This window comes from Pseudoxanthomonas sp. OG2 (assembly GCF_014192765.1).
In the GTDB taxonomy this organism is placed as follows: domain Bacteria; phylum Pseudomonadota; class Gammaproteobacteria; order Xanthomonadales; family Xanthomonadaceae; genus Pseudoxanthomonas_A; species Pseudoxanthomonas_A beigongshangi.
The window spans coordinates 2,719,127-2,742,810 of sequence record NZ_JACHYM010000001.1 but is presented as its reverse complement, the minus strand read 5'-3'; the positions used below and the strand labels follow the sequence as shown (position 1 = coordinate 2,742,810).

The following is a 23,684-nucleotide window of genomic DNA, read 5'->3' as shown; positions in this document are numbered from 1 at the left end:
ATAGCAAGAGCAAATCCCCCTCAATCCCCCTTTTACAAAGGGGGAAGCAAAGCAGACTCCCACTTGGCTGCGGGATCACGGAGGGAAGCAACCCTGATAGCCCCCTTTGAAAAAGGGGGCGGGCGCCTGCGCAGCAGGCGACGGGGGATTTGCTCTTGGCGATGCAGCGGGAAATCTACGTAGCCCGCTCCACCCCATAAGTCCACAGCGGCCGATACGCCCCCCGATGCCACCACGCCAGCAACAGCAGCCAGGCGATGTGGAAGGTCCCCCAAGGCGCATTGTCGTTGAGCAAAAGATGGAACAGGAAGATGCCGGCCACCAGCGGAAACAGCACCACGATACCCAGCGGCGCGGTGCGCCGGATCAGCAGGAGCAATCCACCCACCAGGCAGGTGGCGGCAATCAGCGGATCGACGATCCCGCTGGCGCTCAGCGCCAGGGTCAGCGTCCGCGCGGGTGGCGTTTCCTCAGGTACGACCCACGGCTTTCCCAGCATCCAGTGAATGAACCACGAACCGCCCACATACACGTAGAAAAAACCGAACAGCCAGCGCATTACCGCCATTACCTTGCCCATGCCTGTCTCCCGCGCCCATCGTTGAAATGCCGATATCGATTTCCGCTACGTTGCGGAGGACCGTCACCGGCCAGTGTTTGAGCGCGTTGCCGACCAGGGTGGAAGAGGCGGCCGGAACTTGTCAGTGCCCGGTCCAGCTATAAACCAACTGCCGCTGCGGATCCCACATCACCCAGCGTCTGCCCGCACAGGCGCGGATTTCACCGGCCCCCTCGCCTACCCGTTGCCAGGCGTCCCTGGCGAATCGCGGGAATCGCTGCATGACCTGCGGGGATGACAGGACCGGAGACTCCTGGCTCGCGCATTCATCCGGGTTCTTCCAATGACCTGATTTCAGGCGGAACACCAGCCAAGACTCGTTGGTGTCGCTATCGTGGGTCTCCCGGATATCAAATGCGTCGTCGGGAATCCATTCGGGAAGCCAGCCGGACTGGAAGGCATTACGGGAGGCGACCTCGGCCCGATCCTGATACCGCGCTTCCGTCACCTCGCACCCGGACAAGACAACGGCCGCGACAACCATCAACAAGCAATGACGCAGATGCATTCGGTCCTCCCTGATGATTCCGTTTCAGACAACCGCAAAGGCCGACGTTCTACCGCCCAGTACGAGGCCTGCGCGTTACCAGCCAACGCCCCACTACGACAAGAACGAGTCCGGCGAACAGGAGACCCCATATCTCCATCGATGAGGGAGGGATACCGAAAGGATCGGCATCATCCGCCTGCTTGATGCCCGGATCGAGGCCGCCCAGCAGTCCACCGAACATCATGAAACCGCCGATCAACACGACGGCGTGCCCCATTACCCGGCACAGGAAATTCAGCGGCCCGCTCATGCGCCCTCCTCCCGGGCGTCGAGGTTCCTGGCATATCTTATCGAGGAAGTTCGGGCCCGGGTCGCCGGCAAGAAGATTCGTTTGCGCGTGTTCTTTTGCCATTGATTTCGGCGAGCCGTCTGCTGCGCTTTATTGAGGCAAGAGCAAATCCCCCTCGGTCCCCCTTCTTCGAAGGGGGAGGCAAAGCGGATTCCCGCTTATCGACAGGATTCAGGAAGCAGACCCGATAGCCCCCTTTTGCAAAGGGGGCGGGCGCCTGCACCGCAGGCGACGGGGGATTTGCTCTTGGCGATGCAGTTGGAATCCAGTCAGTCGCTACGACCAAGGACGACTCGAATCAAGCCGGAGATGAAGATACCGACCCCGGCGGAAACAGCACCACGACGCCGGGCAGCGCGGTGCATCGATGATCCGACATCCCGGGATGTCGGATCGGGCACCTTGCGCAGGGGTGCCTATGTTGGCGAATGCCTGTCGGCTCAGTGCTTGGTATCGGGATTCGGCGGAGGCATCCAGGCCATCCGGTCGAGGACGTGCTGGGCCTGCGCGGCGAATGCGTCGAAGCTGGCGTGCCAGGCCTTGATCGGGATGTGCGGATCCTTGTCTTCTTCCACCGCCATGCACGCCAGGCTCAGGTGGCTCATCAGGCGGAGCTGGCCTTGCAGGGAAAGCAGGCGCAGGTAGCCCTCGTCGGTCAACAGGTAGCCGGAACGGCGATCGGGGGGCGGTTGGGTCTTGCTCATGCGGGTACTCCTTTTCCGTGTGAAAACCCGCCTGCGGAAATGCAGGCGGGTGTCGGGAGGTTAGGAAAGCCGCATAGAGTCGGCGGGCGTATTCCCTCTTGCGAGGTCTTGTATTAGCCGCCCTCCCGACGTGGAACTGCTTACGTCGGTAGTACCGATGAACTGGTACGAATTGGCCACTCAAATATTCTTGTGGCTTGACTCTATGCTGGAGTTCCTACGCTCCGGGAATGGAGTCTGCTGAGTGCGGCGCGTCGATTCAATAGATCCGGATTCAATGTTAGTCGTTGAACTCGCATGTCATTCCTGGCGAAAAATTCGATAGGCAGCCTCATTCGTGACGCCTCATCGGCGATGCCCACTTCGCTGAACACCTGCACTCGATAGTGGCACCGCCATTTCACCTCCCGCATTGGAAAAAATGGCCACATCGGAAGCACTTTCCGGACAAACAAGGCCCACTGTCCGACACGCTTCGTGGGAAGATTCCCGCCATGACCCAGGCCGACCCACATGCCGATCCCCGCTGGCAGCGCACCCATCAGGATCTGCTGGCCGCGTTCCTTTCGCTGGTGATCGGCCGGCGTTATCACGACATCCGGATTGCCGACGTGCTGGCGCGTTCCGGTGTCAGCCGCTCGACCTTCTACGAGCATTTCCGCAACAAGGACGAACTGCTGTCGGCAAGCCTGGAGGAACCTTTCCGGAGCCTGGCCGGCTTGATCACGGATGACACCGACGCCGCACGCGTCCGCATGATGCTGGACCACTTCTGGACCAATCGCGCGTTGGCCCCCAGCCTGTTCCAGGGACCGGCGCTGCGGGTCGTCCGCAGCGCATTGGTCACGCAAATGGAAGCGGCACTCGACCGCGGGGAGTTTCGACTGCGCATCCCGGCGCGGCTGGCAGCGCATTCACTGGCCGACGGCATGTTCTCGCCCATCACGGCCTGGTTGTTGGGCGAGTCCACATGCGGCTCCCAGGATCTGGCGATTGCGTTGCAACTGACCACGGCTGCAACGGTGCGGGCATTGCAGACGGATTCCCTCCCATCCGGCGACACGGAGTAGACCCATGAAGATGCAACGCCTGATTCCCATGCTGCCGGTCCGTAATATGCCGGCCAGCGTGGACTTCTACGGAAAGCTCGGCTTCGCGGTGGAAAACCGCAACGACGAGTGGCGCTGGGCCATGCTGGCCTTCGACGAATGCCGGCTGATGGTGGACGAGTCCATCAACATGCCGCCGGATGCACCGCGCACGTCGGTGATCTACCTCTATCCCGACGATATCTTTGCCTACCACCGCGAGGTGCGTCGGCGCGGCGTGGTGGTGCCTTCGATCAGCCACCCGTTCTATGGCATGAGCGAGTTCCGGATTGAGGATCCGGATGGCAACCGGTTGTGGATTGGGCAGAAGGGGTGAAGGTGGGGTGGCTGGTCGTCTTGTCCAACCTGGTGTGCGCCAAAGGCAAATCCCCCTCGGTCCCCCTTTTTCAAAGGGGGAGGTAGAAGCACCAGAATTCTGATGGTTTTGGGAGACAAACAAGGGCCGCTTTCGCGGCCCTTGTTTCAATCACTCCACCGTCACCGATTTCGCCAGGTTCCGTGGCTTGTCCACGTCCGTCCCTCGTGCCAGTGCCGTGTGGTACGCCAGCAACTGGACGGGAATGGTGTGCACCACCGGGCTCAGCACGCCGGTGTGGCGCGGGGTGCGGATGACGTGCACGCCTTCGGATTCGGTGAAGTTGCTGTCCTGGTCGGCGAACACGAACAGTTCGCCGCCGCGCGCGCGGACTTCCTGCATGTTGGATTTGACCTTCTCCAGCAGGGTGTCGTTGGGCGCGATGACGACGACCGGCATGTCGGCGTCGACCAGCGCCAGCGGACCGTGCTTGAGCTCGCCGGCCGGATAGGCCTCGGCGTGGATGTAGGAGATTTCCTTGAGCTTGAGCGCGCCTTCCAGGGCGATGGGGTAATGCAGGCCGCGGCCGAGGAACAGCGCGTCGGACTTGGGCGCGAAGCGTTCGGCCCAGGCGGCGATCTGCGGTTCCAGGTTGAGCGCGTGCTGCACGCTGCCGGGCAGGTGGCGCAGCTGCTCCAGGTAGTCGGCTTCCTGTTCCGGAGTGACCTTGCCGTGCAGTTTGCCCAGCACCACGGTGAGCTGGAACAGCGCGGCCAGCTGGGTGGTGAAGGCCTTGGTGGAGGCCACGCCGATTTCCGCGCCGGCGCGGGTGTAGCAAACCAGTTCGCTGGCGCGCGGGATGGCGCTCTCGGGCACGTTGCAGATGGACAGGCTGTGCTGGTGGCCGAGCGACTTGGCGTACTTCAGCGCTTCCATCGTGTCCAGCGTTTCGCCGGACTGGGAGATGGTGACGATGAGGTGCTTCGGATTGGCGTAGGCGGCGCGGTAGCGGTACTCGCTGGCAATTTCCACGCTGCACGGCAGGCCGGCGATGGACTCGATCCAGTAGCGCGCGGTCATGCCGGCGTAGTAGCTGGTGCCGCAGGCGAGGATCTGCACGCCCTCGATGTCCTTGAGCACCGCTTCGGCGTTGGCGCCGAACAGGGTGGGCAGGAAGCCGCCGTCGATGACCGCCTCGATGGTGTCGGCGATGGCGCGCGGCTGCTCGTGGATTTCCTTCTGCATGAAGTGGCGGTACGGGCCCAGTTCCAGCGAGGCCAGCGACACGTCGGAGACGTGCACGTCGCGCTCGATGGGCTGGTCGTTGCCGTCGAACACGCGCACGGCCTGGCGGGTGACTTCGGCGGTGTCGCCTTCTTCCAGGAAGATCACCCGGCGGGTGGCCTGGATGATCGCCGACACGTCCGAGGCGATGAAGTTCTCGCCCTCGCCCAGGCCGATCAGCAGCGGGCAACCCATGCGTGCGCAGACCATGCGCTCGGGTTCCTTGCGGCTGACCACGGCCAGCGCGTAGGCGCCGGTGAGTTCCTTGACCGTGCGCTGCAACGCGGTGAGCAGGTCATCGCCACCCTTGAGGTGGTGGTGCATCAGGTGGGCGATGACTTCGGTATCGGTCTGCGACTCGAATTCGTAGCCCAGCGCGCGCAGCTTCTCGCGCTGTTCCTCGTGGTTCTCGATGATGCCGTTGTGCACCAGCGCCACGCCGTGGCTGATGTGCGGATGGGCGTTGGCCTCGGTGACCCCGCCGTGGGTGGCCCAGCGGGTATGGCCGATGCCCAGGCTGGCGTTGAAGCCCTCGGCGGCGGCGGCGTTCTCCATCTCCGACACCCGGCCGGTGCGGCGGACGCGGCGCACATCCTTCTGCTCGACCACGGCGATGCCGGCGGAGTCGTAGCCGCGGTATTCCAGCCGCTTCAGTCCCTCGATGAGTACCGGTACCACGTCGCGATCGGCGATCGCTCCCACAATCCCGCACATAGAGTCTTGTCCACCTGAGTCAAAACGAGTCCCGATTGTAACGGGGGTGGACACAACGGACAGTGTCCGCGCCGGTGTCCGCGGACACCCGGACACCGTTCCAACGCCCTTCTCCCCCTTGAAAATCAAACAGTTGCGATTGGCACGCATCCTGCTTTGACGGGGCGTCTTCCCAATAAACGCATGCCATCGATGATTCGGGACACCTCCGCGCAAGATCGCCCCCTGAGTGCCGGCCCCACCGCCACCGCCGCCGCGCCCTGGAAGCGCTGGCTGCTGCCGGCCGCCGGCGGCCTGGCCCTGCTGTTGGTCATCGGCTTCGCCGTGCGCGGCTGGGTGGGCGGCAGCCGGTCGTTCGATGGCGCGCGGGTGCGTATCGCCGAGGTCAAGCGCGGCGATCTGGTGCGCGACATCTCCGCCGACGGCCGCCTCATCGCCTCCAACAGTCCCACCCTGTACGCCATTGCCGGCGGCGTGGTGACCCTGAAGGTGGTGGCCGGCGACAAGGTCACCAAGGGCCAGGTGCTGGCCGAAATCGACAGCCCGGAACTGCGCAGCAAGCTGGCGCAGGAACAGGCGGCCCTGGCCGGCCTGGAAGCCGAGGCCAGCCGCGCCACCCTGGACGCGGCGGTGACCCGCGCCAATGCGCAGAAGGCGCTGGATCAGGCCGACATCGATCGCCAGGCCGCCCAGCGCGATCTGGAACGCTACGAGCGCGGGTTCAACGGCGGCGCGGTGCCGCAGATCGACGTGGCCAAGGCCAAGGACGATCTGCGCAAGACCGAGATCGCCATGGATCACGCGCGCAAGGATGTGAACCTGCAGGGCCAGGGCGCCAGCCTGGATGCGCGCAACAAGCAGCTGATGGCCGAGCGCCAGCGTTCCATCGTCGCCGAGGTGCAGCGCCAGGTCGATGCGCTGACCCTGCGCTCGCCGTTCGATGGCCAGGTCGGCCAGGTGCAGGCGGTGCAGCGCTCCAACGTGGCGATCAACGCGCCGGTGATGAGCGTGGTGGACCTGTCCAAGTTCGAAGTGGAGATCAAGGTGCCGGAGAGCTTCGCCCGCGATCTGGCGATCGGCATGCCGGCCCAGCTGACCAGCAATGGCCAGCCGTATCCGGGCGAGATCTCGGCGGTGTCGCCGGAAGTGGTGAACGGCGAAGTCAACGCGCGCATCCGCTTCAGCGACAAGCAGCCGCCGGGCCTGCGCCAGAGCCAGCGCCTGAGCGCGCGCATCCTGATGGACACCCGCCGCAACGTGCTGATGGTCGAGCGCGGTCCGTTCGTCGAACAGTCCGGCGGCCGCTACGCCTACGTGATGGACGGCAACTCGGCGGTGCGCCGCCCGGTGCAGATCGGCGTGAGCAGCCTGAGCGCGGTGGAGATCGTCAGCGGCCTGCAGCCGGGCGACAAGGTCGTGGTGTCCGGCAGCGACCAGTTCGGCGATGCCGAGCGGGTCTCGATCAACTGATTCATCGACTCACCGTCTTCCCGTTTTCGTACCCGCCATTCCGTACTTCCCGTATTCCCAGACTTCCATGCTACGCACACACCAGAAGGACTTCGCCATGCTCGAGATGCGTTCGGTTTCCAAGGTCTACCGCACTTCCCAGGTGGAGACGCACGCGCTGCGCTCCCTCGACCTGCATGTCCGCGAGGGCGAGTTTGTCGCGGTGACCGGGCCGTCCGGCTCGGGCAAGACCACCTTCCTCAACATCGCCGGTCTGCTGGAAACCTTCACCGGTGGCCAGTACACCCTGGACGGCCAGGACGTGAGCGGGCTGTCGGATGACGCGCGCAGCAAGCTGCGCAACCAGAAGATCGGCTTCATCTTCCAGAGCTTCAACCTGATTCCGGATCTGAACCTGTTCGACAACGTCGACGTGCCGCTGCGCTACCGCGGCATGAGCGCTTCCGAGCGCAAGCAGCGCATCGAGGACGCGCTGACCCGCGTCGGCCTGGGCTCGCGCATGAAGCACTACCCGTCCGAACTGTCCGGCGGCCAGCAGCAGCGCGCGGCGATCGCGCGTGCCCTGGCCGGCACGCCCAAGCTGCTGCTGGCGGACGAACCGACCGGCAACCTGGACTCGCAGATGGCCCGTGGGGTGATGGAGCTGCTGGAGGAGATCAACAGCCAGGGCACCACCATCATCATGGTGACCCACGATCCGGAGCTGGCCGCGCGCGCGCAGCGCAACGTGCACATCGTCGACGGCGCCGCCACCGACCTGACCACCGAGCCACGCCTGATTTCCACGGTGGGCCTGGACGTCAATCTCGCTCCCGCCCAGGCCTGAGGAACTGACCATGTTCGGTTACTACTTCCAGCTTGCCCTGCGCAGCTTCAGGCGCAACAAGGTGCTGACCGCGCTGATGGTGCTGGCCATCGCGCTGGGCATCGGCGCCAGCATGACCACCCTGACCGTGTTCTACATCCTGTCCGGCGATCCGATGCCGGGCCGCAGCCACACCCTGTTCTACCCGCAGATGGATCCGCAAAGCATGGACGGCTACACCGCTGGCGAAGAGCCGGAGGAGCAGGTGACGCGTTTCGACGCCGAGGCGCTGCTGCGCGAGAAGAAGGGCGATCGCCAGGCGCTGATGACCGGCGGCGGCGTCAGCATCGAGCCGGAGAAACAGGGCCTGTCCCCGTTCGTGGTGGACGCGCGCTACACCTCGGCCGATTTCTTCCCGATGTTCGACGCACCGTTCGCGCAGGGAACGCCCTGGAGCGCACGCGAGGACGATACCCAGGCGCGCGTGGCGGTGATCTCCCAGAAACTCAACGAAAAGCTGTTCGACGGCGGCAACAGCGTGGGCAAGTCGATCCGCATCGACCAGAACGAGTTCCGCGTGATCGGCGTGCTGGAGGACTGGCGCCCCACCCCGCGCTTCTATGATCTGAACAGCGATCGCTACGGCGAGGTGGAGCAGGTGTTCCTGCCGTTCTCCACCGCGGTGAACATGAAGTTCGGCCGCAACGGTTCGATGAACTGCTGGGGCGACAGCCAGGGCGACGAGACCGGCGTCAATGCGCCCTGCACGTGGATGCAGTACTGGGTGCAGTTGGATACGCCGGAAAAGGTGGAAGCCTACCGCCAGTACCTGGTGAATTACTCCGACCAGCAGCGCCGCGCCGGCCGTTTCGAGCGGCCAACCAACGTGCGCCTGCGCAACGTGATGGAGTGGCTGGACTACAAGAAGGTCGTGCCCAGCGACGTGCGCCTGCAGACCTGGCTGGCATTCGGCTTCCTGCTGGTCTGCCTGATCAACACGGTGGGCCTGCTGCTGGCCAAGTTCATGCGTCGCTCCAGCGAAATCGGCGTGCGCCGCGCCCTGGGCGCCTCCAAGGGGGCAATCTTCACCCAGGCGCTGGTGGAAGCCGGCACCATCGGCCTGGCCGGCGGCGTGCTCGGACTGGGACTTGCCCTGCTGGGCCTGTGGGCAGTACGCCAGCAGCCGGCCAGCTACGCCGAACTGGCGCACCTGGACCCGGTGATGCTGCTGACCACGTTCGGCCTGGCGATCCTGGCCAGCGTGCTGGCGGGCTTGCTGCCCGCCTGGCGTGCCTGCCAGGTGACCCCGGCCATCCAGCTCAAAACCCAATGATCCAGTCGCCGCTCCGGCCGATGGACGCGCGGTAGCTCTCTCTCCCGCACGCCTCGGCCGGAACGGCAACTCTCCCGGAGCACACCTCATGGATATCCGCCCCATCTTCACCGCGCTGCGCCGGCACAAGACCGCCGCCGCACTGATCGTCATCGAGGTCGCGCTGAGCTGCGCGATCATCTGCAACGCCCTGTTCCTGATCAACGGACGACTGGAGCGCATGGACCGCGTCAGCGGCCTGGCCGAGAAGGAAATCGTGCGCGTCCAGCTGGCCGGCATCGGCCGCGACGAGAATGCCGAAGCACTCACCAAGGCCGATCTGGCGGCATTGCGCGCACTGCCCGGCGTGAAGGCCGCTTCGGTGACCAACCAGGTGGCATTCAACAACAGTTCCTGGAACAGCGGCGTCCGCCTGAACCAGCAGCAGACCCATCAGAATCTGAACGCCACCGTCTACATGGCGGACGATCAGTTCCTCGATACCCTCGGCCTGAACCTGGTGGCCGGGCGCAAGTTCAACAGCGATGAATTCCTCGAATGGGAAACGTTGAACAAGCCCGACACCCCCGGCACCATCCCGGCGGCGATCATCACCCGCAGCATGGCCAACGCGCTCTATCCGGATGGCAGCGCGCTGGGCAAGACGTTCTACAGCTGGGGCGATGAACCCATCAAGATCATCGGTATCGTCGAACACCTGGTGCGGCCAAGCGAACAGGGCGGACCGACCGCGTACGAGTACTCGATGATGTTTCCGATCCGGGTGCCCTTCAACATGGGCGGCCATTTCCTGATCCGCACCGATCCCGAGCGCCGCGCCGAGGTGCTGAAGGCTGCGGTGGACGTGCTGCAGAAGAACAGCCCCAATCGGATCATCCTGGAGCAGGACACCATCGAGGAGATGCGGAACGACTTCTACCGGCAGGACCGCTCGATGGCCTGGCTGCTGGTGGCGGTGTGCGTGGCGCTGCTGATCGTGACCGCGCTGGGCATCGTCGGCCTGGCCAGCTTCTGGGTGCAGCAGCGTTCCAAGCAGATCGGCGTGCGCCGGGCGCTGGGCGCGACCCGCCGGCAGATCCTGCGCTACTTCCAGACCGAGAACTTCCTGCTGGCCTCGCTGGGCATCGTCATCGGCATGGCGCTGGCCTACGGCATCAACCAGGTGCTGATGGGCAAGTACGAGCTGGCACGGTTGCCGCTGTACTACCTGCCGGTGGGCGCGGTGCTGCTGTGGCTGCTGGGCCAGATCTCGGTGCTCGGCCCGGCCATGCGCGCGGCGTCGGTGCCGCCGGCGGTGGCGACCCGTAGCGCCTGACTCCGTTCCACACACGCACCCCGCCACGGCGGGGTGCGTTCTTCCCTCCGGGTGAAGCATGGACGTCCGTTTCCCCTATCGACTTCCACAAGTCCCGCGACTTCCACGCCTGCCGCTGTGCCGGCATCCTGGCCTGACATCGTTGCTGGTACTGGAAGTGGCGGTGGGTTTCCTGCTGCTGTACCTGGCCTGGCAGGCGCAGGTGAATTGGCGGCGTGCGCTGGCGGCGCCCAGCGGAATCGATGAAACCACCCTGCTGGTGGTGCCTCCGATGGGACGGGCCGGCGATGTCATCGACGTACCGGCACTGACGCGGACGCTGCGCGCACTACCCGGCATCCAGGCCGTGGCCGCCAGCAACCAGGTGCCGTATGCGCGCACGTCATGGAACAGCGCCGTGGGCGATCGACCGCCAGTGGGTCGCGACCGCGTTGCCAGCGTGTACATGGGTGGTGCCGGCCTGATGGCCGCGCTGGGCGTGCGCGTGGTTGAAGGCCGCCGCCTGCTCGCCGCGGAAGAGGAAGTGATGGACCCGGACGTCCGGCATGACACGACGCTACCGGCGGTGATCACGCGCGCACTGGCCGAGGATCTGTACCCGGGCCAGTCGGCGCTGGGCCAACCGGTAAAGGGGCTTCCGCGCTCCGTGCACGTCGTTGGCGTCGTCGAACGGATGCCGCTGCCGCTGGGCAGTCGCGGGCATGCCTCGCCGGGCGCCGCGATCTTCCTGCCGCTGCGTCCGGGCGACGCCTCCTGGGCGCATCTGCTGATCCGCGTCGCGCCGGGACAACGCGACGCGGTGGCGCAGCGGGTCCATGCCTTGCTCGTCGCGAGCTTCCCCGAACGACCGGTCGCCATGCCGTTGCGGATGGACGAGATGCGCCTGGATACCCTGCACGCGGAGCGTCGCTGGATGTGGACGACACTCGCCTGCGCGGCCGGCTGGTGGCTGCTGACGCTGCTGAGCCTGGGCGTGGCCGGCCAGTTGTGGGTGCAGCAAAGCGCGCTGCGGATCAGCCTGCATCGCGCGGTCGGCGCGACCGCGCGGCAGATCCGGCTGGCGGTGCGCTGGGAGCATTTCCTGATCACCCTGGCGGGTATCGGCCTGGGCACCATCGCCACGCGCGGCCTGTTCCACCGCCTGCCCGCACCGTGGACGCTGGAACCGGCCTCGCCACTGTGGCTGGCCGGCGCGGCACTGGTGATCATGGCGGTGGCGCAACTCGCCGCGACCTGGCCCGCGCGCCGCGCCGCCAACGTCGCGCCGGAGCGCGTGACGCGCAAGCCCTGGGTTAGGCTATAGGCATGCCCATCATCCTCGTCATCGACGACAACCGCGCCGTCAGCACCGCGCTGGAAGTCCTGTTTTCCCTGCACGACATCACCACCCTGCACGCAGAATCGCCGGAGGCCGGCCTGGCCACGCTGCGACAGGAGCCGGTAGACCTGGTCATCCAGGACATGAATTTCTCCGCCGACACCACTTCCGGCGCGGAAGGCGAAGCACTGTTCGCCGAAATCCGCGCGCAGCACCCGGATCTGCCGGTGATCCTGCTGACCGCCTGGACCCACCTGGAAGCGGCGGTGAACCTGATCCGCGCCGGTGCGGTGGACTACATTGCCAAGCCCTGGGATGACCGCAAGCTGCTGGCGACGGTCAACAACCTGATCGAGCTGTCCGAGGCGCGCAGCGAACTGGATCGCCGGCGCAGCCGCGAGCGCCAGAGCCGCGGACAACTCGCCGCCCGTTACGATCTGCGCGGACTGGTGTTCGAGGATCCCGCCAGTGAACGCATGATCGCGCTGGCCTGCCAGGTGGCGCGTTCGGATCTGCCGGTGCTGATCACCGGGCCCAACGGCAGCGGCAAGGAAAAGATCGCCGAGATCATCCAGGCCAATTCCAGCGTGAAGGCCGGACCGTTCGTGACCCTCAACTGCGGCGCGTTGCCTTCCGAATTGATCGAAGCCGAGCTGTTCGGTGCCGAGGCCGGTGCCTACACCGGTGCCAACAAGGCGCGCGAAGGCAAGTTCGAGGCCGCCGATGGCGGCACCCTGTTCCTCGATGAAATCGGCAACCTGCCGCTGGCCGGGCAGATGAAGCTGTTGCGGGTCCTGGAGACCGGTCGCTTCGAGCGCCTGGGTTCCAACCGCGAGCGACGGGTGACGGTGCGGGTGATCAGCGCGACCAACGCCGACCTGCCGGCGATGATTCGCGAAGGCACGTTCCGCGAGGACCTGTACTACCGGCTCAACGCGATCGAACTGAACCTGCCGCCGCTGGCCGAACGGCCCGGCGACATCCTGCCGCTGGCCGAACACTTCCGCCCGGCCGACAAGCCGATTGGCGAATCGGCACGCGCGGCGCTGGTGCGACACGGCTGGCCGGGCAACGTGCGCGAACTGCGCAACGTGATGCAGCGCGCCGGCCTGCTGGCCCAGGGCGCGCGCATCGAAGCGGCGGATCTCAACCTGCCCCGTTCGGCGCCGGTGCGCAGCGTGCCGTCCGACGAACCGGACAAGGCGGCGCTGGAAAGCGCGCTGTCGCGTGCCGGCGGGGTGATCGCGCAGGCCGCCGCCGAGCTGGGCCTGAGCCGGCAGGCGCTGTACCGGCGCATGGACCGCTACGGCATCCCGCGCGAATGACCCGTCGCTCGCTCGCCGGCCGCCTGCTGTTGTGGCTGCTGCCTTCGATGGCGGTGGCGATCGGCCTGCCGCTGCTGTTGCACCGCTGGCTGGACGATGATCGGCTGGCGTTCCTGCTGTCGGCACTGATCGTGCTGCCGCTGGTCATGCTGGCGGTACGGCGGGCGCTGGCGCCAATGAACTCGCTGTTCCGCGCCCTGTCCGGCAGCGTGAACAGCTACCGCGATGGCGAGTACAACTTCGGCATCCATTGGGACAGCCCGGACGAACTCGGCGCACTGGTGGCCTCCCACAGCGAACTGGGCGACGTGCTGCGCGAGCAGCGCCAGAGCCTGGTGCAGCGCGAGCTGCTGCTGGACACGATGGTGCAGAACACGCCGGTGGCGATGCTGCTGCTGGCCACCGGCGGCGACGGCGTGCGCCGGGTGGTGTTCGCCAACGTCGCCGCCCGCAAGCTGTTGCATGGCGGCTGGAAGCTGGAGGGGCAGAATTTTGATCTGCTGCTGGAAAGCGCGCCGGTGGAAATGCGCGAGGCATTGTCGCGTGGCGGCGACAGCCTGTTCGCGGTGGCCCAGGCCGACAGCGAGGAGGAGGAACAGGTCTACCACCTGGCGCGCCGCTACTTCCGCCTCAATGGCCGTCGCCACGAACTGCTGCTGCTGCGCCTGCTGACCAGCGAACTGCGCCGGCAGGAAGTGATGACCTGGAAGAAGGTCATCCGCGTGATCAGCCACGAACTCAACAATTCGCTGGCGCCCATCGCCTCGCTGGCCCACTCGGGCAGCGAGCTGATCCGACGCGGCCGCCATGACCGGCTGGAGGAGATCTTCGCCACCATCGAGGATCGCGCCCGCCATCTGGAAGGCTTCATCCGCGGCTACGCGCGCTTCGCCAAGCTACCGCAACCGCAGCTGCAGACAATCCATTGGAACACCTGGCTGGAAGGCCTGCGTCGGCAGATCACCTTCCAGCTGGAAATGCCCGCGGACGATCTGAGCAGCCGCATCGATCCGGCGCAGCTGGAACAGGCCCTGCTCAACCTGCTGAAAAATGCCCACGAATCGGGTTCCAGCGTGGACGGCGTTGCGATGAAGGTCACCCGTCTGCCGGACTGGATCCGCCTGGAAGTGATGGATCGCGGCAGCGGCATGAATGATGCCGTGCTGCAGAACGCGCTGGTGCCGTTCTATTCGACCAAGCGCAACGGCACCGGCCTGGGCCTGGCGCTGACCCGCGAAATCGTCGAGGCCCACGGCGGCCGCCTGTCCCTGCACAACCGCGAAGGCGGCGGCCTGTGCGTGGCGATCCAGCTGCCAGACAATCCGGGTGCCTGAAGCGTCGCGCGCACCCTCCCTTCCTGTGGGAGCGACGTAAGTCGCGATACGCGGAACACCCGGCATGCATCGTGATACGAATGCATGTGGCAAAGGCTCGCGACTTACGTCGCTCCCACATGGCAGGTCATGGACTCCCGTAGAGCGGAGCTTGCTCCGCTGCACGGAAATCATCACCGCATCCTGAAACCCCGCGAGCCGGGCAAGCCCGGCTCCCCCTCAGGATTTCTTCTTGGGGCGCTGCCAGCCCTCGATGCTGGCCTGACGACCTCGGGCCACGGTGAGCTGATCGGCCGGCGCATTCTTGGTGATCACCGATCCCGCGCCGATGGTCGCATTGCGACCCAGCGTCACCGGCGCCACCAGGGAGGAATTGGAACCGACGAACACGCCGTCCTCGATGGTGGTGGTGGACTTGTTGACGCCGTCGTAATTGCAGGTGATGGTGCCCGCGCCGATGTTGACGCCGGCGCCGATGACGGCGTCACCGAGATAGGTCAGGTGGTTGGCCTTGCTGCCCAGGCCCAGGGTGATCTTCTTGGTCTCGACGAAGTTGCCGATGTGCACGCTGTCGGCCAGCACGGTGCCGGGACGCAGGCGCGCATACGGGCCAATCTGGGCCTTGTCGCCGCAGACCACGCCTTCCAGGTCGCAGTGGGCACGCACCACGGTGCCGGCGCCCAGCTTGACGTCCTTCAGGCGGGTGAACGCGCCGATGCGCACGCCATCACCCAGTTCGACTTCGCCTTCCAGGATCACGTCCACGTCGATTTCGACATCGCGCCCCACCTTCACGGTACCCCGCTGTTCGAAGCGCGACGGATCCAGCATGCGCGCGCCCTGCGTGCACAGCGCGCGCGCGGCGCGCAACTGGTACGCGCGTTCCAGCTGCGACAGCTGCCAGGGATCGTTGGCGCCCTCGGCCTCGATCGGATCGGCCACCAGCACCATCTCGGCCGGGCTGAACTCGCCCGCGGCCGAAGCGAAGATGTCGGTCAGGTAGTACTCGCCCTGGACGTTGTGGTTGGACAGCGCCGACAGCCAGCGCCGCAGCGCGGTGGATTCGGCGGCGATGATGCCGGTGTTGATGGTGCGGATGCGCCGCTGTTCGTCGCTGGCGTCCTTGTGCTCGACGATGGCGGCGACCCGGCCCTCGGCATCGCGCACGATGCGCCCGTATCCGCTCGGATCCTCCGGCTCGGCCACCAGCACGGCGACTCGGCCGGGCGCGGCCAGCAGGCGTTGCAGGGTCTCGGCCCGGGTCAGCGGCACGTCGCCGTACAGCACCAGCACGCTGGCAGCATCCGGCACCTGCGGCATGGCCTGGGCGACCGCATGGCCGGTGCCCAATTGCTGGGCCTGGTGCGCCCATTGCAGATCCGGCTGATCGGCGAGCGCCGCCTGCACCTGATCGCCGCCATGCCCATACACCACGTGGATGCCGGCCGGCGCCAGCGCCCGCGCCGCCTCGATGACATGGGCAAGCATCGGCCGCCCGGCAATCGGCTGCAGCACCTTCGGCAACGCCGACTTCATGCGCTTGCCTTCGCCGGCGGCCAGGATGATGACGTGCAGGGGGTGGGTCATTGGCGTTCCTGTAGAGACAGTCCTTGAAGCTCGATTCTAAGCCACCGTCGCGGGTAGCATGTGCGCTCCCCGATTTTCGCCGGCATCTCTTTGAGCCTGTTGCAGCAAGCGCCCCGTTACGTCATTGCCGGCATCCTCCAGTTGCTGCTGGACTGGCTGCTGTTCGTGGCCCTGACCGCGCTGGGTGTGGCGCCGGCACCCGCCAACCTGGCCGGCCGCGCCAGCGGCGCGCTGCTCGGTTTCTGGCTCAACGGGCGCTGGACGTTCGCGCAGTCGGGCAGGCCCAAGCTGGGGTGGCGCCGGCTGCTCCGCTTCATCGTGGTCTGGCTGACGCTGACACTGGTCAGCACATGGCTGGTCGCCGCCATCGCCGCCGGGCTTGGCCTGCAGCAGGCCTGGCTGGCCAAACCGCTCGTTGAAGGTGGCCTGGCGGTGGTCGCCTTCTTCCTCTGGCGTCACATCGTCTATCGCTGAGGAAGGGTTCCTCACGCATCGCGGTGGTCGATCGCGGCAGACGGCCTGCGCCAGCCCCGCCTGCGCAGCGGACGGAAAAGAAAACGCCGGCCCAGGGCCGGCGTTTTCCATGACGCGAAATGGCATCGCGTCGTTCAGTGCTTCAGGTTCTTGCGCAGGCGCTCCAGCGCGCTCAGCTGGGCGATGCTCATGGCCAGCTGGGCCTGGGCTTCCTCGGCGCTCATCTTCGGATCCTTGTTGGCCAGGACGCGCTCGGCTTCTTCCTTGACCTTGCGGACCGAGGCTTCGTCGATGTCCTGCGCGCGGATCGCGGTGTCGGCCAGCACGGTGACGACCTGCGGCTGCACTTCCAGGATGCCGCCGGAGATGGCGAAGTCCAGATGCTCGCCGTTCGGCAGGGTCACCACCACCTTGCCCGGCTTGAGGCGGGTGATCAGCGGCGCGTGCTTGGGCGCGATGCCCAGTTCGCCGAGCTCGCCGGTGGCGACGACCAGGGTGGCTTCACCGTGGAAGATTTCCTGTTCGGCGCTGACGATGTCGCAACGGATGGTGCTCATGTTACCTCGCTGTCGCGGGGCGGGATTCGGGATTGGGGATTGGGGATTCGGCAAGCGCCGAAGCGCTCCTCATCCACACCCTATCCAGCACACGAATCCCGCTCTTGCGAATCTCTAATCCCGAATCCCGAATCCCAAGAAGGAGCGCTTACGCGCCCATCTTCTTGGCCTTCTCGACCGCTTCCTCGATGCTGCCGACCATGTAGAACGCCTGCTCCGGCAGGTGGTCGTACTCGCCGTCGACAATCGCCTTGAAGCCGCGGATGGTGTCCTTCAGGGCGACGTACTTGCCCGGCGAGCCGGTGAACACTTCGGCCACGTGGAACGGCTGGCTGAAGAAGCGCTCGATCTTGCGGGCACGCGACACGGCCTGCTTGTCCTCTTCGGACAGTTCGTCCATGCCCAGGATCGCGATGATGTCCTTCAGTTCCTTGTACTTCTGCAAGGTGGCCTGGACACGACGGGCGGTGTCGTAATGCTCGTGGCCGATCACGTTCGGGTCGAGCTGGCGGCTGGTGGAATCCAGCGGGTCCACGGCCGGGTAGATACCCAGCGAGGCGATGTTGCGCGACAGCACGACGGTGGCGTCCAGGTGGGCGAAGGTAGTCGCCGGCGACGGGTCGGTCAGGTCGTCCGCGGGCACGTACACGGCCTGGATCGAGGTGATCGAACCGGTCTTGGTCGAGGTGATGCGTTCCTGCAGGACGCCCATTTCCTCGGCCAGGGTCGGCTGGTAGCCCACCGCCGACGGCATGCGGCCCAGCAGCGCCGACACTTCGGTGCCGGCCAGGGTGTAGCGGTAGATATTGTCGACGAACAGCAGCACGTCCTTGCCCTTGCCCGAAGCATCCTTCTCGTCGCGGAAGTACTCGGCCATGGTCAGGCCGGTCAGGGCGACGCGCAGGCGGTTGCCCGGCGGCTCGTTCATCTGGCCGTACACCATCGCCACCTTGTCGAGGACGTTGGAGTCCTTCATTTCGTGGTAGAAGTCGTTGCCCTCGCGGGTACGCTCGCCCACGCCGGCGAACACGGACAGACCGCTGTGTGCCTTGGCGATGTTGTTGATCAGTTCCATCATGTTGACGGTCTTGCCGACGCCGGCGCCGCCGAACAGGCCGACCTTGCCGCCCTTGGCGAACGGGCACATCAGGTCGATGACCTTGATGCCGGTTTCCAGCAGGTCGTTGGCCGAGGACTGGTCTTCGTACGACGGGGCCGCACGGTGGATTTCCCAATGGTCGCTGGCCTGCACCGGACCGGCTTCGTCGATGGGCGTGCCGAGCACGTCCATGATGCGGCCCAGGGTGCCGTTACCCACCGGCACCGAGATGGCGCGGCCGGTGTTGACGGCGACCAGGTTGCGCTTCAGGCCGTCGGTCGAGCCGAGGGCGATGGTGCGCACGACGCCGTCGCCGAGCTGCTGCTGCACTTCCAGCGTGATGGCGGTGTTGTCGACCTTCAGCGCGTCGTACACCTTCGGCACTTCATTGCGCGGGAATTCGACGTCAACCACCGCACCGATGATCTGAACGATCTTGCCCTGACTCATTTTCGTTGCTCCGATTATTTAATTCGCTCGACCAGCCAAGCCGGTCTCTTCAGTGATTCGGGATTGGAGATTCGTGATTCGGGATTCGTGAAAGGCGCGCTGCGCTGCTCTTTCGAATCCTGATTCCCGATTCCCGAATCCCCGTTCCTACTTACACCGCCGCCGCGCCGCCGACGATTTCCGAGATTTCCTGGGTGATCGCCGCCTGGCGGGCCTTGTTGTAGACCAGGTTCAGGGTGCCGATCAGCTTGGTCGCGTTGTCGCTGGCGGCCTTCATGGCCACCATGCGCGCGGCGTGCTCGGATGCCAGGTTCTCCAGCACCGACTGGTACACCAGCGCCTCGATGTAGCGGGTGATCACGTGGTCCAGCACGGTCGCCGCATCGGGTTCGTAGATGTAGTCCCAATCGTGGTGGGCCACCTGCGTCTCCGCCGCCGGCAGCGGCAGCAGCTGGTCGAACGAGGCGCGCTGCGTCATGGTGTTGACGAAGCCGTTGTACACCACGAACACGCGATCCAGCTTGCCTTCGGTGTAGGCATCCAGCATGACCTTGATGACGCCGATCAGCTGGTCCAGCTTGGGGCTGTCGCCGAGGTGGGACACGCTGCCGACCAGGTTGACCTTGATCCGGCGGAAGAACACCGAGGCCTTCTGGCCGATGGTGACCACGTCGACTTCGGCACCCTTGTCCTGCCAGCCGCGCACTTCGTCCAGCATCTTGCGGAACAGGTTGTTGTTGAGGCCGCCGGCCAGGCCGCGATCCGACGAGATGACGATGTAACCGACCCGCTTCACTTCCGGCCGCTCGACCATGAAGGGATGCTGGTAATCGGTGTTGGCCTGGGCCAGGTGGCCGATGACCTGCTTCATCGCCCGCGCGTACGGGCGCGAGGTCTTCATGCGGTCCTGCGCCTTCCGGATCTTGGAAGCCGAGACCATCTCGAGCGCGCGCGTCACCTTGCGGGTGTTCTGCACGCTCTTGATCTTGGTTTTGATTTCGCGTCCGCCTGCCATCTCTGCTCGCTCTGCTCGCGGGAATCGGGAATGGAGAATCGGGAATCGGCCAGGCCGTCCGCTTCTGCGCTCTTACGATTCCCTAATCCCGATTCCCGAATCCCGGCTCTTACCAGGTCCCGGTCTGCTTGAACTCGGAGATGCCCTTCTTGAAGGCGCCTTCGATGTCGTCGTTCCAGTTGCCGGTCTTGTTGATGGTGTCGACCAGTTCGCCCTGGGTGTTGGTGAAGTGCGCGTGCAGCGCTTCTTCGAACGCCAGGATCTTGTTGACCGGCACGTCGTCGATGTAACCCTCGTTGACGGCGTAGATCGACAGCGCCTGCAGCGCGATCGACATCGGCGCGTACTGCTTCTGCTTCATCAGCTCGGTGACGCGCTGGCCGCGCTCCAGCTGCTTGCGGGTGGCTTCGTCCAGGTCCGAGGCGAACTGGGCGAACGCCGCCAGCTCGCGGTACTGCGCCAGCGAGATGCGGATGCCGCCGGACAGCTTCTTGATGATCTTGGTCTGGGCGGCGCCACCGACGCGCGACACCGAGATACCGGCGTTGACGGCCGGACGGATACCGGCGTTGAACAGGTCGGTTTCCAGGAAGATCTGGCCGTCGGTGATCGAGATGACGTTGGTCGGCACGAACGCGGACACGTCGCCGGCCTGGGTCTCGATGATCGGCAGCGCGGTCAGCGAACCGGTCTTGCCCTTCACTTCACCGTTGGTGAACTTCTCGACGTACTCCTCGGACACGCGCGCGGCGCGCTCCAGCAGGCGGCTGTGCAGGTAGAACACGTCGCCCGGGTAGGCTTCGCGGCCCGGCGGGCGCTTCAGCAGCAGCGAGATCTGGCGGTAGGCGACGGCCTGCTTGGACAGATCGTCGTACACGATCAGGGCATCTTCGCCACGGTCCAGGAAGTACTCGCCCATGGTGCAGCCGGAGTAGGCGCTGATGTACTGCATCGCGGCCGACTCGGAAGCGGTGGCGGCGACGACGATGGTGTGCTCCAGCGCGCCGTTCTCTTCCAGCTTGCGCACGACGTTGGCGACGGACGAAGCCTTCTGGCCGATCGCCACGTACACGCACTTAATGCCGGTGCCCTTCTGGTTGATGATGGCGTCGATGGCCATCGCGGTCTTGCCGGTCTGGCGGTCGCCGATGATCAGCTCGCGCTGGCCGCGGCCGATCGGGATCATCGCGTCGACCGACTTGTAACCGGTCTGCACCGGCTGGTCGACCGACTTGCGCCAGATCACGCCCGGGGCGACGCGCTCCACCGGCGCGGTCAGCTTGGCGTCGATCGGGCCCTTGCCGTCGATCGGCTCGCCCAGCGCGTTGACCACGCGGCCGAGCAGTTCGCGGCCGACCGGCACTTCCAGGATGCGGCCGGTGGTCTTGGCGACGTCGCCTTCGCGCAGGTGTTCGTAGTCACCCAGCACCACGGCGCCCACGGAGTCGCGCTCCAGGTTCAGCGCCAGCGCGAAGGTGTTGTTCGGCAGTTCGATCATTTCGCCCTGCATCACGTCTGCCAGGCCGAAGATGCGCACGATGCCGTCGGACACGCTGGTGACGGTGCCTTCGTTGCGCGATTCCGCGGCCAGCTTGACCTTCTCGATGCGGTTCTTGATCAGATCGCTGATTTCAGAGGGGTTGAGCGTGGTAGCCATTTTGGTTTCCTGTAGGGTGGGCCTTGGCCCACCATCATGTTCGGTGGGCCGAGGCCCACCCTACGTTTCTTGTCAGTGCGTGAGCGCGGTCTGCAGGCGCGACAGCTTGCCCTTGAGCGAGCCGTCGATGACCACTTCGCCCGCGTCGATCACCGCGCCGCCGATCAGCGATTCGTCGATGGCGGTTTCCACCACGACGTCGCGACCCAGGCGCTTCTTCAGCGCGACCTTGATTGCGTCCAGCTCGCCGGCCGGCAATGCCACCGCCGAGGTGACCTTGGCGCGGACGATGTGCTCGGCCTCGGCGCGCAGTTCCTCGAACAGCGCGGCGACTTCCGGCAGCTGCGGCAGGCGACGGGCTTCGGCCAGCAGCGACAGGAAGCGGGTGAACGACTCGCTGGCGCCTTCCGGAGCCAGCAGCGCGACCGCCTGGGCCTGCGGCAGTTCCGGGTTGGGCAGCAGCGCGGCGACCTGCGGATCGGCGGCGACGCGCGCGGCAAAGCCGAGCGCGTCGGACCACGCGACGAGGGCGCTTTCGTCACGCGCGGCCGCGAAGGCGGCACGGGCGTAGGGACGGGCGACGGTTAGGGCCTGGCTCATCGTTCAGCGATCCCGTCAGATTTCCGCGGCCAGTTCATCGAGCAGCGCCTTGTGGGCGTTGGCATCGATTTCGCGGCGCAGCAGCTTCTCGGCACCGGTCACGGCCAGCGTGGAGACCTGCTTGCGCAGTTCCTCGCGGGCGCGGGTCGCGGCGGCCTCGATCTCGGCTTCGGCCAGCGCCTTCTGGCGGTTGGCTTCGGCGATCGCCTCGTTCTTGGCGGCATCGACGATCTGGTTGGCACGGGCGTGCGCCTGATCGATGATTTCGTTCGCCTTGACGCGGGCTTCCTTCAGGGCCTCGTTGACCTTCTCTTCGGCCACCGCGAGTTCGCGCTGGCTGCGATCAGCGGCAGCCAGGCCTTCGGCAATCTTCTTTTGACGCTCTTCGATCGCGTTCAGCAGCGGCGGCCAGATCTTGGTCGCGATGATCCAGATCAAACCGGCAAACGCCAGCGCCTGGGCAAATAGGGTCAGACCGATGTTCATGGGTTTAGCTCTGCCAGTGGTGATGGGCGGGAAACACGCGGCCTCCCGGCCCTTCTATCTGCGTTGCGGGCGTCCGGATGGCCGTCGCCCGCACTTCAGAAACCGCTGATCAGCCGCCGGCCAGCTTGGCGAGCTGCTCGGTGAACGCGGTGGCCAGCGGGTTGGCGAAGGCGAACAGCAGGCCCACGGCGACGCTGATGATGAACGCGGCGTCGATCAGGCCGGCGGTGATGAACATGCGGACCTGCAGGACCGGGATCAGTTCCGGCTGGCGCGCGGCCGATTCCAGGAACTTGCCGGCCATGATGGCCAGGCCCAGACCCGCGCCCAGAGCGGCCAGGCCGATCATGATGCCGATGGCGAGGACGGTGGAGGCCTGAACTTGAGCGAGGGTGGTCAGAACGGTTTCCATGGTTTTCTCCGGAACTAAATTGCTAAAGGGTGGAATGTTTAAGGTGCAAAGGGTGAAGCGAAATCAGTGGCTGTCTTCCGACAGGCTCAGGTACACGATCGACAGCATCATGAAAATGAAGGCCTGCAGCGGGATGACCAGCAGGTGGAACAGCATCCAGCCGAGGCCGAAGGCGCCGCCCGCGAGCGCGCCGACGATGCCGGCGCCGCCGAGCACCCAGATCAGCAGGAACACGATCTCGCCGCCGAACATGTTGCCGAACAGTCGCATGGCCAGCGAGATCGGCTTGCTCAGCCACTCGACGATGTTGAGGATGAGGTTGAACGGCATCATCCACTTGCCGAACGGCGCGGTCAGGAACTCCTTGGTGAACCCGATCGGGCCCTTGGAGCGCAGCGCGAAGAACAGCATCAGGAAGAACACGCTGATCGACATGCCGAGGGTCGCGTTGACGTCGGCGGTCGGGACCGGCTTCCAGTAGTGCACGCCCATCAGTTCGAGCGGCTTGGCGATGAAGTCTGCCGGAATCATCTTCAGCAGGTTCATCAGCAGGATCCAGAAGAACAGGGTGATCGCGATCGGGGTCACCAGCTTGCTGGTGCCGTGATAGGTGTCGCGCGCCTGCTTGTCGACGAACTCAAGCATGATTTCGACGAAGGCCTGCCATTTGCCCGGGACGCCCGAGGTCGCCTTGCGGGTGGCCAGCCAGAACATGAACACCATCAGCAGACCCATCAGCACCGAAGTGATGATGGTGTCCAGATGGATGGCCCAGAACCCGCCCTCCTGAACCTGGAACGTCAGGTTGTGGAGGTGGTGCTGGATGTAACCGGTGGGTGTCAGTGTTTCCTCGCCCGCCATGTGTCCTAGATCCTGCTAATAA

Annotated in this window: 23 protein-coding genes and 1 pseudogene; 10 read left to right on the top strand and 14 right to left on the bottom strand. The window is 65.5% G+C overall.

All coding sequences use genetic code 11. From position 1 onward, the window contains the following. Nucleotides 1-175 precede the first annotated feature (175 nt). The 4 genes from FHW78_RS12510 to FHW78_RS12495 form a co-directional block, all read right to left on the bottom strand. Nucleotides 176-580, bottom strand: a complete 405-nt coding sequence (locus FHW78_RS12510) for a hypothetical protein (RefSeq protein ID WP_183640782.1) — start codon at nucleotides 578-580, stop codon at nucleotides 176-178. A gap of 121 nt (nucleotides 581-701) precedes the next feature. Continuing rightward, a complete protein-coding gene (locus FHW78_RS12505) occupies nucleotides 702-1,127 on the bottom strand; it encodes a hypothetical protein (RefSeq protein ID WP_183640781.1) in 426 nt (141 codons plus the stop codon). Nucleotides 1,128-1,176: 49 nt separating this feature from the next. Next, nucleotides 1,177-1,419 (bottom strand): hypothetical protein, encoded by a 243-nt coding sequence (locus tag FHW78_RS12500; protein ID WP_183640779.1) that lies wholly within the window; start codon nucleotides 1,417-1,419, stop codon nucleotides 1,177-1,179. Between the two features lie 479 nt (nucleotides 1,420-1,898). Continuing rightward, nucleotides 1,899-2,162, bottom strand: a complete 264-nt coding sequence (locus tag FHW78_RS12495) for a hypothetical protein (protein WP_183640777.1) — start codon at nucleotides 2,160-2,162, stop codon at nucleotides 1,899-1,901. 494 nt (nucleotides 2,163-2,656) lie between these two features. Here FHW78_RS12495 and FHW78_RS12490 point away from each other — a divergent pair, with 494 nt between their 5' ends. Both FHW78_RS12490 and FHW78_RS12485 read left to right on the top strand, forming a co-directional pair. After that, nucleotides 2,657-3,232: a TetR/AcrR family transcriptional regulator gene (locus FHW78_RS12490; protein ID WP_183640776.1), complete on the top strand. Its 576-nt coding sequence runs from the start codon at nucleotides 2,657-2,659 to the stop codon at nucleotides 3,230-3,232. A 4-nt stretch (nucleotides 3,233-3,236) separates the two neighbouring features. Next, complete coding sequence (locus tag FHW78_RS12485) at nucleotides 3,237-3,587, top strand: VOC family protein (protein ID WP_183640775.1); 351 nt, start codon at nucleotides 3,237-3,239, stop codon at nucleotides 3,585-3,587. A gap of 150 nt (nucleotides 3,588-3,737) precedes the next feature. Here the strand turns inward: FHW78_RS12485 and glmS are convergent, their stop codons facing one another. Further along, nucleotides 3,738-5,564 (bottom strand): glutamine--fructose-6-phosphate transaminase (isomerizing), encoded by a 1,827-nt coding sequence (glmS, locus tag FHW78_RS12480; protein WP_183640774.1) that lies wholly within the window; start codon nucleotides 5,562-5,564, stop codon nucleotides 3,738-3,740. A 192-nt stretch (nucleotides 5,565-5,756) separates the two neighbouring features. On the opposite strand from glmS, the gene FHW78_RS12475 reads away from it, so the two are divergent. The 7 genes and pseudogenes from FHW78_RS12475 to FHW78_RS12445 form a co-directional block, all read left to right on the top strand. Further along, a complete protein-coding gene (locus FHW78_RS12475; RefSeq protein ID WP_183641403.1) occupies nucleotides 5,757-7,034 on the top strand; it encodes an efflux RND transporter periplasmic adaptor subunit in 1,278 nt (425 codons plus the stop codon). A 97-nt stretch (nucleotides 7,035-7,131) separates the two neighbouring features. After that, nucleotides 7,132-7,860: an ABC transporter ATP-binding protein gene (locus FHW78_RS12470; protein WP_225562498.1), complete on the top strand. Its 729-nt coding sequence runs from the start codon at nucleotides 7,132-7,134 to the stop codon at nucleotides 7,858-7,860. A gap of 10 nt (nucleotides 7,861-7,870) precedes the next feature. Further along, nucleotides 7,871-9,172 (top strand): ABC transporter permease, encoded by a 1,302-nt coding sequence (locus FHW78_RS12465; RefSeq protein WP_183640773.1) that lies wholly within the window; start codon nucleotides 7,871-7,873, stop codon nucleotides 9,170-9,172. 88 nt (nucleotides 9,173-9,260) lie between these two features. Then, nucleotides 9,261-10,487 carry an FtsX-like permease family protein gene (locus FHW78_RS12460; protein WP_183640771.1) on the top strand — a complete coding sequence of 409 codons (1,227 nt, stop codon included), beginning with the start codon at nucleotides 9,261-9,263 and terminating at the stop codon, nucleotides 10,485-10,487. Between the two features lie 58 nt (nucleotides 10,488-10,545). Further along, nucleotides 10,546-11,790, top strand: coding sequence for an ABC transporter permease (locus FHW78_RS12455; protein ID WP_183640770.1), 1,245 nt, complete (start codon nucleotides 10,546-10,548; stop codon nucleotides 11,788-11,790). A 2-nt stretch (nucleotides 11,791-11,792) separates the two neighbouring features. Beyond that, complete coding sequence (locus tag FHW78_RS12450; RefSeq protein ID WP_183640769.1) at nucleotides 11,793-13,130, top strand: sigma-54 dependent transcriptional regulator; 1,338 nt, start codon at nucleotides 11,793-11,795, stop codon at nucleotides 13,128-13,130. Next, nucleotides 13,055-14,464 (top strand): annotated as a pseudogene (locus FHW78_RS12445) (HAMP domain-containing sensor histidine kinase); the annotation flags it as partial. The gene FHW78_RS12450 and the pseudogene FHW78_RS12445, both read left to right, overlap by 76 nt. A 219-nt stretch (nucleotides 14,465-14,683) precedes the next feature. On the opposite strand, the gene glmU reads toward FHW78_RS12445, so the two are convergent. Beyond that, nucleotides 14,684-16,051, bottom strand: a complete 1,368-nt coding sequence (gene glmU, locus FHW78_RS12440) for a bifunctional UDP-N-acetylglucosamine diphosphorylase/glucosamine-1-phosphate N-acetyltransferase GlmU (RefSeq protein ID WP_183640765.1) — start codon at nucleotides 16,049-16,051, stop codon at nucleotides 14,684-14,686. Nucleotides 16,052-16,141: 90 nt separating this feature from the next. On the opposite strand from glmU, the gene FHW78_RS12435 reads away from it, so the two are divergent. Further along, the gene (locus FHW78_RS12435) at nucleotides 16,142-16,525 is read left to right on the top strand and encodes a GtrA family protein (RefSeq protein WP_183640763.1); all 384 of its coding nucleotides are present in this window, start codon (nucleotides 16,142-16,144) and stop codon (nucleotides 16,523-16,525) included. Between the two features lie 134 nt (nucleotides 16,526-16,659). Here the strand turns inward: FHW78_RS12435 and FHW78_RS12430 are convergent, their stop codons facing one another. From FHW78_RS12430 to atpB, 8 genes are all read right to left on the bottom strand, one after another. Next, nucleotides 16,660-17,082, bottom strand: coding sequence for a F0F1 ATP synthase subunit epsilon (locus FHW78_RS12430; protein ID WP_183640762.1), 423 nt, complete (start codon nucleotides 17,080-17,082; stop codon nucleotides 16,660-16,662). A 148-nt stretch (nucleotides 17,083-17,230) separates the two neighbouring features. After that, the gene (gene atpD / locus FHW78_RS12425) at nucleotides 17,231-18,631 is read right to left on the bottom strand and encodes a F0F1 ATP synthase subunit beta (protein ID WP_141454321.1); all 1,401 of its coding nucleotides are present in this window, start codon (nucleotides 18,629-18,631) and stop codon (nucleotides 17,231-17,233) included. A gap of 151 nt (nucleotides 18,632-18,782) precedes the next feature. Next, entirely contained in the window at nucleotides 18,783-19,646 is an 864-nt protein-coding gene (atpG, locus tag FHW78_RS12420) for a F0F1 ATP synthase subunit gamma (RefSeq protein ID WP_183640761.1), read from the bottom strand. A gap of 109 nt (nucleotides 19,647-19,755) precedes the next feature. Beyond that, complete coding sequence (atpA, locus tag FHW78_RS12415) at nucleotides 19,756-21,303, bottom strand: F0F1 ATP synthase subunit alpha (RefSeq protein WP_141454323.1); 1,548 nt, start codon at nucleotides 21,301-21,303, stop codon at nucleotides 19,756-19,758. Nucleotides 21,304-21,375: 72 nt separating this feature from the next. After that, the gene (locus tag FHW78_RS12410) at nucleotides 21,376-21,903 is read right to left on the bottom strand and encodes a F0F1 ATP synthase subunit delta (protein WP_183640760.1); all 528 of its coding nucleotides are present in this window, start codon (nucleotides 21,901-21,903) and stop codon (nucleotides 21,376-21,378) included. A gap of 15 nt (nucleotides 21,904-21,918) precedes the next feature. Further along, complete coding sequence (locus FHW78_RS12405) at nucleotides 21,919-22,389, bottom strand: F0F1 ATP synthase subunit B (RefSeq protein WP_141454325.1); 471 nt, start codon at nucleotides 22,387-22,389, stop codon at nucleotides 21,919-21,921. A gap of 109 nt (nucleotides 22,390-22,498) precedes the next feature. Then, complete coding sequence (atpE, locus tag FHW78_RS12400; RefSeq protein WP_141454326.1) at nucleotides 22,499-22,801, bottom strand: F0F1 ATP synthase subunit C; 303 nt, start codon at nucleotides 22,799-22,801, stop codon at nucleotides 22,499-22,501. 63 nt (nucleotides 22,802-22,864) lie between these two features. Next, entirely contained in the window at nucleotides 22,865-23,662 is a 798-nt protein-coding gene (gene atpB, locus FHW78_RS12395) for a F0F1 ATP synthase subunit A (protein WP_141454327.1), read from the bottom strand. Between the last annotated feature and the right edge of the window lie 22 nt (nucleotides 23,663-23,684).

Excerpts from the sequence above, each read along its gene's own strand:
- FHW78_RS12510 (WP_183640782.1), bottom strand. The coding sequence starts at position 580 with ATGGGCAAGGTAATGGCGGTAATGCGCTGGCTGTTCGGTTTTTTCTAC.
- FHW78_RS12505 (WP_183640781.1), bottom strand. The coding sequence starts at position 1,127 with ATGCATCTGCGTCATTGCTTGTTGATGGTTGTCGCGGCCGTTGTCTTG.
- FHW78_RS12500 (WP_183640779.1), bottom strand. The coding sequence starts at position 1,419 with ATGAGCGGGCCGCTGAATTTCCTGTGCCGGGTAATGGGGCACGCCGTC.
- FHW78_RS12495 (WP_183640777.1), bottom strand. The coding sequence starts at position 2,162 with ATGAGCAAGACCCAACCGCCCCCCGATCGCCGTTCCGGCTACCTGTTG.
- FHW78_RS12490 (WP_183640776.1), top strand. The coding sequence starts at position 2,657 with ATGACCCAGGCCGACCCACATGCCGATCCCCGCTGGCAGCGCACCCAT.
- FHW78_RS12485 (WP_183640775.1), top strand. The coding sequence starts at position 3,237 with ATGAAGATGCAACGCCTGATTCCCATGCTGCCGGTCCGTAATATGCCG.
- glmS (WP_183640774.1), bottom strand. The coding sequence starts at position 5,564 with ATGTGCGGGATTGTGGGAGCGATCGCCGATCGCGACGTGGTACCGGTA.
- FHW78_RS12475 (WP_183641403.1), top strand. The coding sequence starts at position 5,757 with ATGATTCGGGACACCTCCGCGCAAGATCGCCCCCTGAGTGCCGGCCCC.
- FHW78_RS12470 (WP_225562498.1), top strand. The coding sequence starts at position 7,132 with ATGCTCGAGATGCGTTCGGTTTCCAAGGTCTACCGCACTTCCCAGGTG.
- FHW78_RS12465 (WP_183640773.1), top strand. The coding sequence starts at position 7,871 with ATGTTCGGTTACTACTTCCAGCTTGCCCTGCGCAGCTTCAGGCGCAAC.
- FHW78_RS12460 (WP_183640771.1), top strand. The coding sequence starts at position 9,261 with ATGGATATCCGCCCCATCTTCACCGCGCTGCGCCGGCACAAGACCGCC.
- FHW78_RS12455 (WP_183640770.1), top strand. The coding sequence starts at position 10,546 with ATGGACGTCCGTTTCCCCTATCGACTTCCACAAGTCCCGCGACTTCCA.
- FHW78_RS12450 (WP_183640769.1), top strand. The coding sequence starts at position 11,793 with ATGCCCATCATCCTCGTCATCGACGACAACCGCGCCGTCAGCACCGCG.
- glmU (WP_183640765.1), bottom strand. The coding sequence starts at position 16,051 with ATGACCCACCCCCTGCACGTCATCATCCTGGCCGCCGGCGAAGGCAAG.
- FHW78_RS12430 (WP_183640762.1), bottom strand. The coding sequence starts at position 17,082 with ATGAGCACCATCCGTTGCGACATCGTCAGCGCCGAACAGGAAATCTTC.
- atpD (WP_141454321.1), bottom strand. The coding sequence starts at position 18,631 with ATGAGTCAGGGCAAGATCGTTCAGATCATCGGTGCGGTGGTTGACGTC.
- atpG (WP_183640761.1), bottom strand. The coding sequence starts at position 19,646 with ATGGCAGGCGGACGCGAAATCAAAACCAAGATCAAGAGCGTGCAGAAC.
- atpA (WP_141454323.1), bottom strand. The coding sequence starts at position 21,303 with ATGGCTACCACGCTCAACCCCTCTGAAATCAGCGATCTGATCAAGAAC.
- FHW78_RS12410 (WP_183640760.1), bottom strand. The coding sequence starts at position 21,903 with ATGAGCCAGGCCCTAACCGTCGCCCGTCCCTACGCCCGTGCCGCCTTC.
- FHW78_RS12405 (WP_141454325.1), bottom strand. The coding sequence starts at position 22,389 with ATGAACATCGGTCTGACCCTATTTGCCCAGGCGCTGGCGTTTGCCGGT.
- atpE (WP_141454326.1), bottom strand. The coding sequence starts at position 22,801 with ATGGAAACCGTTCTGACCACCCTCGCTCAAGTTCAGGCCTCCACCGTC.
- atpB (WP_141454327.1), bottom strand. The coding sequence starts at position 23,662 with ATGGCGGGCGAGGAAACACTGACACCCACCGGTTACATCCAGCACCAC.